The sequence below is a fragment of the Brevibacillus sp. M2.1A genome (assembly GCF_013284355.2).
GTDB lineage: Bacteria > Bacillota > Bacilli > Brevibacillales > Brevibacillaceae > Brevibacillus.
In genome coordinates this window covers 4,382,393-4,395,900 of record NZ_JABSUY020000001.1, presented here as the reverse complement: position 1 = coordinate 4,395,900, position 13,508 = coordinate 4,382,393, and the positions used below count along the sequence as shown (strand labels likewise).

General features: G+C 48.9%; 14 protein-coding genes. 9 read left to right on the top strand and 5 right to left on the bottom strand.

Annotated features, from left to right (window positions below; genetic code table 11):
• Window positions 1-60: 60 nt before the first annotated feature.
• The 5 genes from HP567_RS21070 (at window position 61) to HP567_RS21050 (ending at window position 3,622) form a co-directional block, all read left to right on the top strand.
• Window positions 61-930 (top strand): AraC family transcriptional regulator, encoded by an 870-nt coding sequence (locus HP567_RS21070; RefSeq protein WP_173608114.1) that lies wholly within the window; start codon window positions 61-63, stop codon window positions 928-930.
• Between the two features lie 172 nt (window positions 931-1,102).
• Window positions 1,103-2,344, top strand: a complete 1,242-nt coding sequence (locus HP567_RS21065; RefSeq protein ID WP_173608113.1) for a DNA polymerase IV — start codon at window positions 1,103-1,105, stop codon at window positions 2,342-2,344.
• Entirely contained in the window at window positions 2,341-2,712 is a 372-nt protein-coding gene (locus HP567_RS21060) for a hypothetical protein (RefSeq protein ID WP_173608112.1), read from the top strand. The genes HP567_RS21065 and HP567_RS21060 overlap by 4 nt, the downstream gene beginning before the upstream one ends.
• The gene (locus HP567_RS21055) at window positions 2,709-3,059 is read left to right on the top strand and encodes a YolD-like family protein (protein WP_007728326.1); all 351 of its coding nucleotides are present in this window, start codon (window positions 2,709-2,711) and stop codon (window positions 3,057-3,059) included. Before HP567_RS21060 ends, HP567_RS21055 begins: the two co-directional genes overlap by 4 nt.
• Before the next feature lie 281 nt (window positions 3,060-3,340).
• Window positions 3,341-3,622: a hypothetical protein gene (locus tag HP567_RS21050; RefSeq protein ID WP_047068137.1), complete on the top strand. Its 282-nt coding sequence runs from the start codon at window positions 3,341-3,343 to the stop codon at window positions 3,620-3,622.
• 124 nt (window positions 3,623-3,746) lie between these two features.
• Here HP567_RS21050 and HP567_RS21045 read toward each other — a convergent pair whose 3' ends face one another.
• Window positions 3,747-5,057 (bottom strand): MFS transporter, encoded by a 1,311-nt coding sequence (locus tag HP567_RS21045; protein WP_173608111.1) that lies wholly within the window; start codon window positions 5,055-5,057, stop codon window positions 3,747-3,749.
• Between the two features lie 218 nt (window positions 5,058-5,275).
• Here HP567_RS21045 and HP567_RS21040 point away from each other — a divergent pair, with 218 nt between their 5' ends.
• The gene (locus tag HP567_RS21040; RefSeq protein WP_173608110.1) at window positions 5,276-6,874 is read left to right on the top strand and encodes an amidohydrolase; all 1,599 of its coding nucleotides are present in this window, start codon (window positions 5,276-5,278) and stop codon (window positions 6,872-6,874) included.
• Window positions 6,875-6,999: 125 nt separating this feature from the next.
• On the opposite strand, the gene HP567_RS21035 is transcribed toward HP567_RS21040, so the two are convergent.
• Entirely contained in the window at window positions 7,000-7,896 is an 897-nt protein-coding gene (locus tag HP567_RS21035; protein ID WP_173608109.1) for a DMT family transporter, read from the bottom strand.
• Window positions 7,897-8,041: 145 nt separating this feature from the next.
• Between HP567_RS21035 and HP567_RS21030 the strand changes: the two genes are divergently transcribed.
• On the top strand, window positions 8,042-8,920 hold the full coding sequence (locus HP567_RS21030) for a LysR family transcriptional regulator (RefSeq protein ID WP_173608108.1): 879 nt from the start codon (window positions 8,042-8,044) through the stop codon (window positions 8,918-8,920).
• Between the two features lies 1 nt (window position 8,921).
• On the opposite strand, the gene HP567_RS21025 is transcribed toward HP567_RS21030, so the two are convergent.
• Complete coding sequence (locus HP567_RS21025; RefSeq protein ID WP_173608107.1) at window positions 8,922-9,668, bottom strand: YwaF family protein; 747 nt, start codon at window positions 9,666-9,668, stop codon at window positions 8,922-8,924.
• Between the two features lie 363 nt (window positions 9,669-10,031).
• Entirely contained in the window at window positions 10,032-10,541 is a 510-nt protein-coding gene (locus tag HP567_RS21020; protein WP_173608106.1) for a Gmad2 immunoglobulin-like domain-containing protein, read from the bottom strand.
• Between the two features lie 159 nt (window positions 10,542-10,700).
• Between HP567_RS21020 and aspA the strand changes: the two genes are divergently transcribed.
• Window positions 10,701-12,125, top strand: coding sequence for an aspartate ammonia-lyase (aspA, locus tag HP567_RS21015; RefSeq protein ID WP_217366858.1), 1,425 nt, complete (start codon window positions 10,701-10,703; stop codon window positions 12,123-12,125).
• Between the two features lie 70 nt (window positions 12,126-12,195).
• Here aspA and pdaA read toward each other — a convergent pair whose 3' ends face one another.
• Window positions 12,196-12,981 carry a delta-lactam-biosynthetic de-N-acetylase gene (gene pdaA, locus HP567_RS21010; protein ID WP_173608105.1) on the bottom strand — a complete coding sequence of 262 codons (786 nt, stop codon included), beginning with the start codon at window positions 12,979-12,981 and terminating at the stop codon, window positions 12,196-12,198.
• 279 nt (window positions 12,982-13,260) lie between these two features.
• On the opposite strand from pdaA, the gene HP567_RS21005 reads away from it, so the two are divergent.
• Window positions 13,261-13,482 carry a DNA primase gene (locus tag HP567_RS21005; protein WP_173608104.1) on the top strand — a complete coding sequence of 74 codons (222 nt, stop codon included), beginning with the start codon at window positions 13,261-13,263 and terminating at the stop codon, window positions 13,480-13,482.
• The last annotated feature ends 26 nt before the right edge of the window (window positions 13,483-13,508 follow it).

Here is a 13,508-nt window from a genome sequence, read left to right as displayed (position 1 = left end):
AAATGTCGGATCGCCCGATTTTGCATCTGCTATTCTGAGGAGGAAAGGGAGGTCATTACCATGGATTTGCTTGTAAAGCTGAATGAGGCTCTGGACTACATCGAAGACAATTTGACCAGCGAGATTGACTATAAAGAAATCGCCCGGGTAGCTTGCTGCTCCGAGTATCACTTCAAAAGAATGTTTTCTTTTCTCGCTGGTGTTCCGCTATCCGAGTACATCCGGCGTCGGCGCATTACGCTTGCAGCTTTTGAGCTTGCGGACAGCAACGAGCGGATCATTGACATTGCGATCAAATACGGATACGGATCGGCTGATTCCTTTGCCAGAGCTTTTCAGAATGTGCATGGAGTCACTCCGACAGAAGCCAGACATATCGGCCAACCCTTGAAGGCTTATCCACGAATGACCTTTCATCTATCCATAAAAGGAGGCAGTGCCATGAACTACCGCATGGAAGAAAAAGAGGCATTTCGTATTGTGGGTCTGAAAAAAAGAGTCCCGCTGATTTATCGTGGAGTCAATCCAGAGATTGCGGCTATGTGGGCTTCATTAGATAGGGAGACGATCCAGCAGCTGAAGTCGCTATCCGATATCGAACCACTAGGACTGATCAGTGCGTCCACGAACTTTTCAGAAGGTCGGCTGGAATATGGCGAGCTCGATCATTATATCGGCGTAGCCACTACAAAAGCTTATCCAGACAACCTGGCAGTACTTGAAGTTGCTGCTTCCACCTGGGCGGTCTTCGAAGCAGTGGGTCCTTTTCCCGATACGCTGCAAGATGTCTGGGCCCGGATTTATTCGGAATGGTTTTTATCCTCTGGTTATGAACAGGCTGAGGGTCCGGAGATTTTGTGGAACGAAAATAAAGACACTTCATCCCCAACCTTCCGAAGCGAAATTTGGATTCCTGTCGTGAAAAAGTAACCCTTTATTGGATTCGCTCTCGCTTGCGGAACACCTACCGATGTGTGCTTATCCGAGAGGAAATAATTACTAGCTTTTTTTTGCGCGAGACAGGCATAAAAACGAACGTTTGTTTGCTATAATAAGAACAAAGCAACAAGGGAACATAAGTTCTTATTTAGGGGATGATCGTATGTCCAATGCGAACAAGCGGATCGTATTTTTGATCGACATGCAGAGCTTTTATGCCAGTATCGAGAAAGGGGCCAATCCAGAGCTGCGAAACAAACCGATTGTCGTCGCGGGTGATCCGGAGCGGCGCAGTGGAGTCGTGCTGGCAGCGTGTCCGATTGCCAAGTCATACGGAGTGGTCGCGGCCGAAGCGCTGTGGCAGGCGCAGCAAAAGTGTCGCCAGCTCGTCGTTGTTCGTCCGCGCATGGAGATGTACATTCGCATCTCCATGCAAATCACTCGCATATTCGAGGCATTTACCGACAAGGTGGAGCCGTACTCGATCGACGAGCAGTTTCTCGACGTGACAGGCAGCGTTCACCTGTTTGGTGATCCGATGCAGATGGCTGCACAGATTCGGCAGCGCGTCTGGATGGAGACAGGAATCAACTGTCGGGTAGGCATCGGGGAGAACAAGGTATTGGCCAAGATGGCCTGTGATAATTTCGCCAAGAAACGGGAAGAAGGCGTTTTTTGGCTCAAGCGGGAAACGTTAGCGGATACGCTCTGGAAGCTTCCGATTGAAAAGCTGTTCGGCGTAGGCTCACGCATGAAGCGTCATTTTCATCGAATGGGCGTCTATCAGATCGGGCAGCTTGCAGATATGAGGCCAGCCATCCTCACCCGGCATTGGGGAGTAAACGGGGAAGTGCTGTGGCGCACGGCTCACGGAATCGACGATTCACCTGTGGCTTTGGATTCCTATGATTCACAAAAAGGGATCGGTCATCACATGACGTTGCCGCGGGATTACCATACAGCAGCGGAAATCAAAGTGGTGCTTTTAGAGCTGTGCGAAGAAGTGTGCCGTCGGGCGAGGAAAAAGGAGCTGATGGGCTCCGTTCTGTCTGTGGGCTGTCGTGGAGCTGATTTGGCTGCTGGAACGGGCTTTGGACGGCAGATGAAGCTCACGGAGCAGACGAATGATGCCATGACTTTGTACGAAGCGGCCTGCTTTCTGTTTGACCGCCACTGGCAGGAAACGCCCGTCCGCAGTATCGGGGTCAATCTGGGGCAGCTTGTCCCTGACAACGTGGTACAACTCAATCTGTTCACGGACAATCACAAGCGGCGTTCGTTGGCACAAGCTATGGATGATATCCGGACCCGATACGGTCAGGACGCCATCCTGCGCGCCACCTCTGTATTGGAAGCAGGACAGGCGAAAGAGCGTGCACGTAAGATCGGAGGACACTACAAGTGACGGAGCCGATGGTGTCTGACGAGCAGGAAATGATACGCCAGTATATTTTATTTGGCATTTTGTTTCGGGCGGTCATGGCCGATCTGGGGCAGATGCGGATTGTGCCGTTGAAGTTTTCTTATCAGATGATGTTCAATGAGCTCTCGCGGTGGGCGGAGCGGCAGCATCACCAGCTGCGTCGCATCCTGCGGCAAAGAGGGTGCACAGTCGTCAGCTCACGACGTCAGGGACATATGTATGTCGTCCACTATCGACAACGCGGGTATGTGCGAGAAGCGATCTATACGATTGAGGTATTGCGGGCAGAGTGTCAGGAGCTCGTCCATTTATGGACCCGATATGAACAGCGAGGAGAGAACAAGCAATGAGGGAAAAACGCGTGTCCAAAAAGGAAAATGTATTCGTGGCCAGTCGGTTTGTGCTGCCGGAGCATCGGGAAATGTATTTGCGGATCAAGGAAGAAGAGCGCCGCTATGTACCACCCGAGCTGGATCAGGAGCAGCTCAGCGCCTTGAGCGAGCTGGTATGGCAGGCGTTTCAGACAGAGAGTATCCTGACACTGACCTATTATGACGGGCGAGAGCCGCGACGCCTGTCTGCCCACATTATCCATATTGATCAAGCGGCGAGACGCCTCAAGCTTCGGGCAGGCTCCGAGATTCACTGGGTTCCTTTTGCCCGATTGCTGCATGTGGAGCTGGCAGCGAGCTTCTAAATCGAAGAAATGCAGGTACATGATGGGCAAGATATGAGAATTACTCAGGAAATCGGCAAAAATAGGCCTCTTTTTCAAAAGCAAGCGGCAAAAAACAGCGTGCCGCGTTGAAACGGTGTGTGCGAGGAAGATGTGAGATTCCTGAAACGAAAAGCGGTCAAAAACAACCGTTTTTCGTGTTTTTTTGGCTTACACGGATTTTGCCAGAAGGGAGGTTTCCCTGTATTGTTAGATTATCTTTTGAAGCATATATTTGACGGATAGAACAAAGGAGATTTTGCATGCTAGCACAAGAAATGGGTGTCATATTCACCAAGCACGCCGATCAAATTACTTCCAAGCGTTGGGGAGAATTCATGCAACAATTGGAGGAAAAAGGCCTGTACGTGCTCATTGAGACAGACACGATCGGAAGAGTGATGAGTCCATTGGGCGGATTGATGCCCATGCCGTGTAAAAGTGAGACGCTCCATATTGTGACAGCGGATGAGCTGGAGCAGCGCGGCTTGCCGCTCGGTCACCACATCGTAACGAAAGCGAAAGAAAAAGTAGCCCAATCATAATCGAAAAAACCAGCGCAACCTTTCCTGGGAGCTAGCCTCCGAGTGGGAAAGGTTTTTTGTTGCTAAAACCCGCCAGGCAAGTCAGCCGAAGCGGGTTTTGTTTTCTCCTGGGTGCACGCTTCGTTCAATTGTCTGCTTTTTTAGCAGCAGGAACGTGACGGAATAGCTTGGTCATGCAAAACCATGCGATGAGTGGGCCGATTCCGATACACAAAATCAACCAATTCAGTGTAAGAGGAGAGACGCTCAAAGACGTTACCAGCAGAAAGATCAGAATCCCCACCAGCCGACCAACGTCCAGAGCGAACTCTCGCAGCACGACATACTCGACTCGATTGCGGGCGCTCTCTTCGTTCGTGCCAATCAGATCAAAAATCGTGGAAAGCATGGGCACTGAAAACAGTGGATAAGCAATGGACACGGCAATCCCGAAAATAAGCAGTGTTGTAAAGCTCACCTGCCAAAAAAATACGAAGAGAATCCCCCACATGATGACAGAACCAGTGAGCATTCCCCACTTGCGAAAGCGGGGAGTGAACCATTTGGAGATCAGGAAGTAGCTCACAAGTCCGACGGCAGATGTAGTCAGCCAGTAGTTGCCGAGAGTCATCTCGCTTTTCGTGGCGATGTAGACGAGTAGACCGATCACAAAGCCGAATACACCTTCACGCAGTCCTTGACCAGCTAAAGCCCCTGCTGCCCAGCGCCACTCGCGCTCCTCTCGTAAACAACGTAAGGAAAAGCTCCAGGAATACGTCCCTTCCGATTGGCGTTTTTTCAGAAAAAAGCTGATGAACACGCCGATGACAAAAAGCGCAAGAGAAATCCCGAAAATAAGGGAGTAGCCGCTGTTGCCCGGAAGCCGTGTAATGAGCAAGCCCGATATCCATGGAGCGAGCATGCCGCCAAGTGAAGCGAGCAGCCCTGCCGTACCGTTGAATAGGTCGCGGTTATCCGCATTCGTGATTTCGAAGTACACCACGTTGAAGGACAGCCAAAAAAATCCATTCGCCATACCCTGAACGAGCCCAAGCGGTACAGCATAAGAGACAGCTTTGGGACCTGCCAGAAGAACGAGCAAATAAAAAAGGGCAGAAACGGCCATGCCAGCGCGCAGGACATTCATTTTGTTCAGACGCTTCACGTACCAGCCCGCAAGCCAAAAGGTAAGCGCACCCGCGAGATGAGCGGAAAAAGTAAACCAAGCGATCGGGGCAAATTGACTTTTTACCTTCCACAAATAGACGTTTACAAACGTGCCAGAAAGGGCGCCAGCGGCAATAAACACAGCGTTGACCAGGAGCAGCAGCTTGGCTTGATTGTCCAGACGGCCTGATGACTTTTGGTGAGAAGGCTCATGGTGCGACATTTTCAGACCAGTGGACTCCTGTATGGGAAGGAAGGGTGGAAGGCGTTTTTTTGTTTTTTGTTGCATACGTTCCCTCCGCGCAAAAATAGGACATGAACATAACGTGCCCTACCGCTGCTGCTTTCAACAGGAAAGTGAGTAAACACCATGTTTTCCCAAATGAAAAAGAAGGTCGTAATTTTTTGAACGTTATTTCATTTCAGGGAGGAAAACGACTACAAGCAAACAAATTAAGAGGGGAGGCATACGAAAAATACAGAAGCGAACAGAAAAGAGGTCACGAGATGGCGACAACCATTTTCAGAAATGGACGCATTTACACAGGAGATTCCCGGCATTTGTTCGTACAAGCATTAGTCGTTCGAGATGGAATTGTGCATGACCTGGGCAGCGATGCAGACATGCTTCTTCAATACGGAGGCAGTGATGCAACGGTCATTGATCTGCAAGGTTGTACCGCTACCCCGGGATTGATTGACAGCCACTTGCATTTGGGATGGCTCGGTCTGACCTTTTTGCAACTGGATTTGAGCAAAGCTCGCTCCAAGGATGAGCTGCTGTTTCTCTTAAAAGAAAAAGCGCAAGTCACACCTGAAAATGCGTGGATACAAGGTTATGGCTGGGATGAGAATTTGTTCGCGGATGGTGGCGGCATTCCTACCATCGAAGAACTTGATCAAGCAGCACCACATTGCCCGATTCTTCTGGCGCGAATATGTGGACATGCGAATTTGGTCAACAGCAAGGCATTGGAGCTAAGTGGCTATCATCGTGACATGGAGGTGCCTGCGGGGGGAGTCATCGTACATGATCCTATAAGCGGAAAGCCAACAGGCATGTTGTTGGAAACTGCCTCCAACCTGATTACGAAGCATATTCCAAGACCTGACTACGATCAGTTGAAGCAAAGCCTGCGCAACTCGATCCACTATGCAATGGCGCATGGATTGACAGGGGCGCATACGGAGGATTTGCGTGAATTGGGCGGACTTGCGCAAACGTATCGACTCTATGATGAGCTCATCAATGGCGAAGAGCTTGCGCTGCGCAGCAACCTGCTTGTCTACTACCCGCATATGCATGAGCTGCGCGACTTAAAGATGACGGCTGGTTACGGCAACGCTCATGTGCGAATCGGTGCGGTGAAAATTTTTGCAGATGGGGCATTAGGACGCAGGACGGCTTACCTGTCAGCTCCGTATGCTGATGATCCGAGCACCAGCGGTTATCCTGTGCATGAGCAAGACGAGCTGACAGAGCTGGTACGACAAGCACGTGGACTCGGGATGCCCATTGCTGTACACACCATTGGCGACAAAGCACTGGAGATGGTGCTGGATAGCTTGGATCAGTTTCCGGCAGTGGCCTACCGGGACCGCCTCATACACACACAAATCTTGCGGCCGGACCTGCTGGACCGCTTGAAGCATCCTCATCGGATTGCAGATATCCAACCGCGTTTTCTCGCAGGAGACTTCCCGTGGGTAATGGATCGCGTAGGACAGGAGCGGATTCAACACTCGTACATCTGGAAAACGATGATGGACTATGGAATCATTTGCGCTGCGGGCTCGGATACACCAGTAGAACCCATCGATCCTCTGTTGGGGATACACGCAGCCGTCACACGCAAGGCACCGGGGGAAACCCACGATGGATACTTCCCACAAGAAAAGCTGACGATGGAGGAAGCGATTCATCTGTTTACATTGGGCAGTGCACAGGTGACGAACGAAGATCATGTAAAAGGCACGCTGTCTCGTGGAAAATATGCGGATATGACTGTATATTCCAAAGACCTGTTTACTATCGATCCAGACGAGTTGCTCTCGACAAAGGTCATGATGACCATCATTGGTGGAAAAGTTTGCTACACGTCTTGAAAAAATAACCCGAAAATCAGAGCAGCGGCGCCCTGGACAAGAAAGGAAGTCCTGGACTGCCGCTGGTTTATGGCGTCGATTTGCTTCAGATTGCGCTCTTGCCTAACCCATACGCGAAACCCGACTCAGGATAGATGAGTCGGGTTTTTTGTCAGCTGCTTTCCGCGCAGCAAGCTCTTCACATCGATTTCCGCAATCAGCACACTGATCAAAACGAGACCTGCGCCTATGTACCCGCGAACAGACAGTGTTTCGCCTGTGACCAAGAAGGCAAACAGGGCAGCGAAGACTGGCTCCAAGGAAAAAATAACACCCGTGTGCGTGGCGGTCGTATATTTTTGAGCCACCGTTTGAACGACAAAGCCGATTGCGCTGCACAATACGCTAAGGGCGAGGACGGCGATCCAAGCCTCTGTAGTCTGCGGCAATACAGGGGTCTCCAGTGCAAATGAAAAAACAATGCCGAGCAGCGCCGTAAAGCCAAGCTGGTAAATCCCCAACTGAATCGTATCCGACTGGTTGGCCCATCTGCCCGTTACGGTAATATGTGTAGCATAAAAGAGGGCGCCAGCGATGCACAAAAGGTCTCCTTGGCTGATTCGAAATTCAGCGCTTAGTGTGAGAAGACCGATGCCGATCATGGCCAGTCCAGCGCCCACGAAGACTCTTTTTTCCGGGCGGTTGCGCAAAAGAATAGATAAGAGCGGAACAAAGATAACAGTCAAGCTAACGAGAAAGCCTGCCTGGGAAGCTGTCGTCGATTTCACTCCGTTCGTGACGGTGGCAAAAACCCCGAAGAGGAGCGCACCGAGTACGAACGCATGGAGCAATGTTTTTCGATTCGTGCCACGCAAGCGTTTATGGAACAAGGCGGCAGCTAGTAGAAAAGCAATGCCAAAGCGGATTCCGATCAAATTGAAGGTCTCCAAATCCTTCAATCCCATTTGCATAAACACATACGAGGTTCCCCAAAACAGGGTGACCAAAATCATAGCCAAATCGGCTTTCACTTGCGGTTTCATGATGAGATAAGCCTCCTTGCCCGAGAAAATCGGGTCCTAATCCGTGTTGCGCCATAAACAGTATACGAGTATCGTTTGAATAAGAAAAATGAATGTTTGTGATGGTTTTCATGAATCGAATTCATGAAAAAGGAGGCGAAGAAGGGTGAGTTTGAACAAGTTTGAGGTAGTGATCACCGTTATTGAGTCGGGGAGCTTAACCAAAGCTGGAGAAATACTGGGTTTGACACAATCAGCGATTAGTCATGCGATTGCGAGTCTCGAGCGGGAATATGGGTTTTCGCTTTTGACAAGGGGACGATCGGGCATTAGCCTCACGAGTAATGGGGAGCGACTGCTTCCATTCATGCGCGAGACCTTGCGCTGTCATGTGAGGATGAAACAAGAGGTGTTTGCCATCAATGGGTTAGAGGTCGGGACGGTGAGAATTGGAACGTTCACGAGTGTATCCACACAGTGGCTTCCGGGAATCCTCAAGCGGTTCCAAGACCAGTATCCGGCGATCGAGATTAAGCTGATGGAAGGGTATTACGATGGAATTGAGAGCTGGATTCAAAGTGGAGAGATTGATTTTGGTTTCGTCTCCTTACCGACAACAGAGGATTTGGAATGGATTCCTTTGAAAAAGGATCAGATGTATTTGCTGGTGACAGAGGAACACCCGCTCTACAAAGAGGAGCGGGTGCATGTGAGCCGATTGGCAGAAGAGACATTTATCATGCCGAAGACGGGCTGTGACAATGATATACAGCGTTTGCTGACCCAGTATCAGATCGAGCCGCGAATCAAATATGAAGTGGGAGATGATCACGCGATTATTGCCATGGTGCAAAATGGGCTCGGGATCAGCATCCTTCCGGAAATGATCTTGTTCCGCTTGCCTGCAAATATCCGGATGATCCCGCTCGAAGGGGAGCATTACCGTTCGCTGGGGGTGGCAGCAACCTCTTTTTCCAAGCAGTCACCGGCTGCCAAACGCTTTTTGCAGTGTGTCACCGATTGGGTAAACGAGCAGCAGGCGTAATTCAGACAGACAAATCGCTCCTGACTTCCTTCGTCATCGGCTGCTTTCGGACAAAGGGCAGGTACAACAAGAAAAACAAAGCGAGCGCTACTCCTTCCAATGAAACGATGTACCACGGATACGGGCCCAAAAAGTCAATCAGGCTGGGATTGTCCGGTTTGCGTGAGACAAATAAGTAATTTCCGCCCGTCCATTGGTTGACGAAAAGTGCAACGAGCAAAAGCAGGTTTAAAAAGCCCATCGTTTTCCATATCGAACGGACGGTCGGACGGTAGTCTTCTACCCACGTCATGTACAGGCAAGCAAGGACAATTCCTGCATGGGCTACAAAAAAATGCACAAAGCGAAAATGTGGAAATGGATAAAACAACTCAGGTGTAAGCAATGCCTGCATGGCGCCGCCAATCCCGGCAAAAAACGTAATCTCATACAGACCGTAGCTTCTCGTCATTAGCATCACGGTAGAAAGAATGAGGGTCACGCTACACAGCTGCAAGGGCAATGTGTAAGCAGCCGTCCAACTCTCGGTATAAACATGCCAAAGCTGATAACAAACCTCTGACAAAAGCAAGACACCCGCAAGTACGTAACGGGTGGTGAGTCGGTTTGTCGGGGCTTGGAGTTTTTGCCGAAATAAATAGGTGAGCACGACCAGACAGAGCACAAGAATCAAAGTGATAATGTGAGAAGGGGAAAACAGCCGAAACGGCTCCCCTGTCAGGAAAAGTGAAAAATAGGGTGAGGTCATGATGATCTCCTCTTTGTTTATTATTTTTTATATTTGAAAATTCACGAAATTTTAACAGATAGCTGTTTGTCTGATATAAATCTTTGGTTATAATATAAATAGACTACGTTACATCATTGAGAGGAGATATAGTCTTGAACTTAGTGCTCACGGAAAAACAATGCAAGTCTTGCCAGGCTCGCTTGACCGAGTATGAAATCGAGAACAATGGTGCACTCTGCATGGAATGCTTCAAGGAAGAACAAGGCGAGTAAAAGTAAAAGCAAGGCATACGGCAACTGACTGTCTACTGCTATCTAATAATAGACCCTTTCAATCAGACCCTCTCTTTTTAATAGAGAGGGTCTGATTTTTTTGCAGGCTTTACTCCGGGAGTGGAATGATGAGCTCCATTCTTCGGCTGCCGTCTTTCATGCTTGTTTCAAACAAGATCAGTGTTAGTGTGCTGTTCTGCTCCGCTTTTTTCACTTTCAGTGTATGGGTAAAATCTCCCCAATCAGGAGCAGCGGTCGAAGCCTGCACGGAACCTTGCGTAAGCTCGTTATGTCCATCTTCTACGACATAATTGAGTACAGCTTCGAACACGCGCGCCTGTCCTTTGATTTCAAACGTGTCCTGACCGGTTTTCTTCACAGTGACATTGCGGAAAATGTCATTGCCATAGACAGCCTCCGGTTGAGCTGGTTGTTCCGTTGGTGGCTTCTCAGGCGTTGTAGGTGGTTGTGTGGTTGCGGGTGGCTCAGAAGCAGGTGTCTCGGGCTGGGCTGTAACGGGTGGCTTCTGTTGTTCTGTTGGAGTGGAAGGGCTATCTGTGCCACTCGTGCATCCTTGCAGCAAGCCGATCGTCAACAGCAGCAAAAGCATTTTTTTCATGGTATCCCTCGATTCTGTCTGGTATGAAATGGTACCTACACATAGTAAGACGTAAAAACAAATAATAGTGTTTCAGGTGGATGAGTCTTCCTGCATAAAACTGTGGTAGAATGGAGAGGATGTAGCAACCATTATTCCTAGAAGGCTGGTCTGATAAGAATGGAACAACAGACGTTTCGAGTGGAAAAAGACTTTCTTGGCGAGAAGCAAATTCCAGTAGATGCTTATTATGGCGTGCAAACGATGCGAGCAACGGAAAACTTCCCAATCACCGGGTATCGTCTTCATTTTTCCCTCATCAATGCAATGGCAATGGTAAAGAAAGCAGCTGCGATGGCAAATATGGAAGTCTCCAGATTGAATCCGCGTTTAGGAAATGCGATTGTCGCTGCGGCGGAAGAAATCATGCAAGGAAAATGGCATGATCAATTTATCGTCGATCCGATCCAGGGCGGAGCAGGTACTTCGATCAATATGAATGCCAACGAAGTAATCGCGAACCGCGGTCTTGAAATGCTTGGTGAGAAAAAAGGGGACTATTTCCACTTAAGCCCAAATACACATGTCAACATGTCTCAGTCTACCAATGATGCTTTCCCAACAGCCATTCATATTGCAACACTCACTCTGTTGGAAAAGCTGCTCGTGACGATGGATAAGATGCATGATGCATTTGGCCAAAAAGCAAAAGAATTCGATGATGTCATTAAAATGGGCAGAACGCATTTGCAGGATGCGGTTCCGATTCGTTTGGGCCAAGAATTCGAAGCATACCGTCGAGTACTTGAGCGCGACATCAAGCGTATCAAGCAATCACGTCAGCATTTGTACGAAGTGAATATGGGAGCAACTGCGGTAGGAACGGGATTGAATGCTGACCCGAGTTACATTACAACAGTAGTCAAGCATCTTGCCGATATCACGGGCTTCCCGCTGACAGGTGCAGAGCATCTCGTGGATGCTACACAAAACACAGATGCATATACAGAAGTATCAGCAGCACTGAAAGTTTGCATGATGAACATGTCTAAAATCGCGAATGACTTACGTTTGATGGCATCAGGACCTCGAGCTGGACTGGGAGAAATCTCCTTGCCAGCACGTCAGCCAGGTTCCTCGATCATGCCAGGAAAAGTCAATCCTGTTATGGCAGAGCTCATCAACCAAGTAGCGTTTCAGGTCATCGGAAATGACCATACGATTTGTTTGGCATCTGAGGCAGGTCAGCTAGAACTGAACGTTATGGAGCCTGTGCTTGTCTTCAACTTGCTGCAATCGATCAGCATTATGGACAATGCATTCGATGTCTTTACGCGTCACTGCTTGGAAGGAATCGAAGCAAACCGCGAGCGCATGAAAGAATACGTGGAAAAAAGCGTAGGCGTCATCACCGCGGTGAATCCTCATCTCGGTTATGAGACTGCTGCACGCATTGCCCGCGAAGCTATATTGACAGGAAAGTCTGTACGTGAGCTGTGCTTGCAACACAATGTACTGACAGAGGAAGAGCTGGATCTGATTCTCGATCCATTTGAAATGACGCATCCAGGTATTGCTGGAGCATCCTTGCTGGATCGCGACTAAACCCAAAAACTCCCGCGCTTTGCACATGCGAAGCAGCGGGAGTTTTTGCTTGCAAAAGGGAAGGCTTGCGCTACTTTTTCGGAAGCTGATCCAAGCTCTTGAATTCATAGCCTTGCTTGCGTGCTTCATCGATCATCATCCCGAGAGCCTCTGCATTGTCTTTGGAGACAGAATGCAGCAGAATAACAGCGCCGGGATGCAATTGGGCCATCACGCTATCATAGGCATATTTTGCTCCCCGCTGGGCTTTGGTATCCCAATCCTTGTACGCGACCGACCAAAAGACATTGGTATAGCCCAAATCTTTGGTTACAGCAAGTGTGCGATCGCTGAAAATTCCTCTGGGAGGCCGCAAGTAACGCATGTTAGCCTGCCCGGTCACTTGCTGGACGGCATTGCTTACCTTTGTCAGTTCGTCTTTGATTTTTTGATTCGGTACGGTTGTCATATCGGGATGGCTCCAGGAATGATTGCCGATCAGATGTCCCTCCTGTGCCATCCGCTTTAACAACTCGGGCTGTTCCTTCACAAAGTGCCCTGTCACAAAGAAAATGGCAGGGACTTTTTTTGCGAGAAGTGTGTCTAAAATCTTTGGTGTAAAGCCATTTTCATACCCGTTATCAAACGTCAAGTAAAGCTCTTTTTTCGTGGTATCCCCTAAAAAAACCGCACCGTGGCGATCCACAATGCTTTTAAAGCCTTCCTCATTGATCGAGGGTAATTGACCATTCTTGCTCTTTTTAAATCCAAAATGGTAAGGATGATCTGGTGAGGCCATAATCGAGTCAACCGGCAAGGCACTTGTAAGCAACAAGCTAATCCCGACCAACAAGCTTTTGATCCATCGTCTGTTCAATAATAAGCTCTCCCTTCTGTGGCGAAGTCATGGTGTATTTAAGTCGATTCCATCAAAAGTTTGTCCAGTCTACTTCCAAATATGTAAACGATACGTAGGCAATAGGTGCTTCTTGGGAGACGCATTACTTGCGAGGGCAAGTTGTGTAAAAGTCTACTGTGAGGACGGGGACAGCTGTCCAAACATGAAAAAGAAACTCTTCATATAGTATCAATGTCGACAGTAAACCTGTTGGCAAATGCTGCCAAGAGATCATCTATACCCAGGAGGTGTGGTAATATGGACGAATGGTTGGAGCAATTACGACAGGCACTCGGTGAAGGTGCAGAAGAAATGGAAGTAAAAATCGAATACGAAGATGGCACTACGAAAAAATTATACTTTGGCAATAATGACGACGATGAAGATGATGAAGAAGATGAAGATGAAGACGAAGACTATGCTGGAGAAGATTCCGAGGATGAAGATTCCGAGGACGAAGATCCTGACGACGAAGCCTAATTGATTTTTATAAGTGTGGGAAAAGA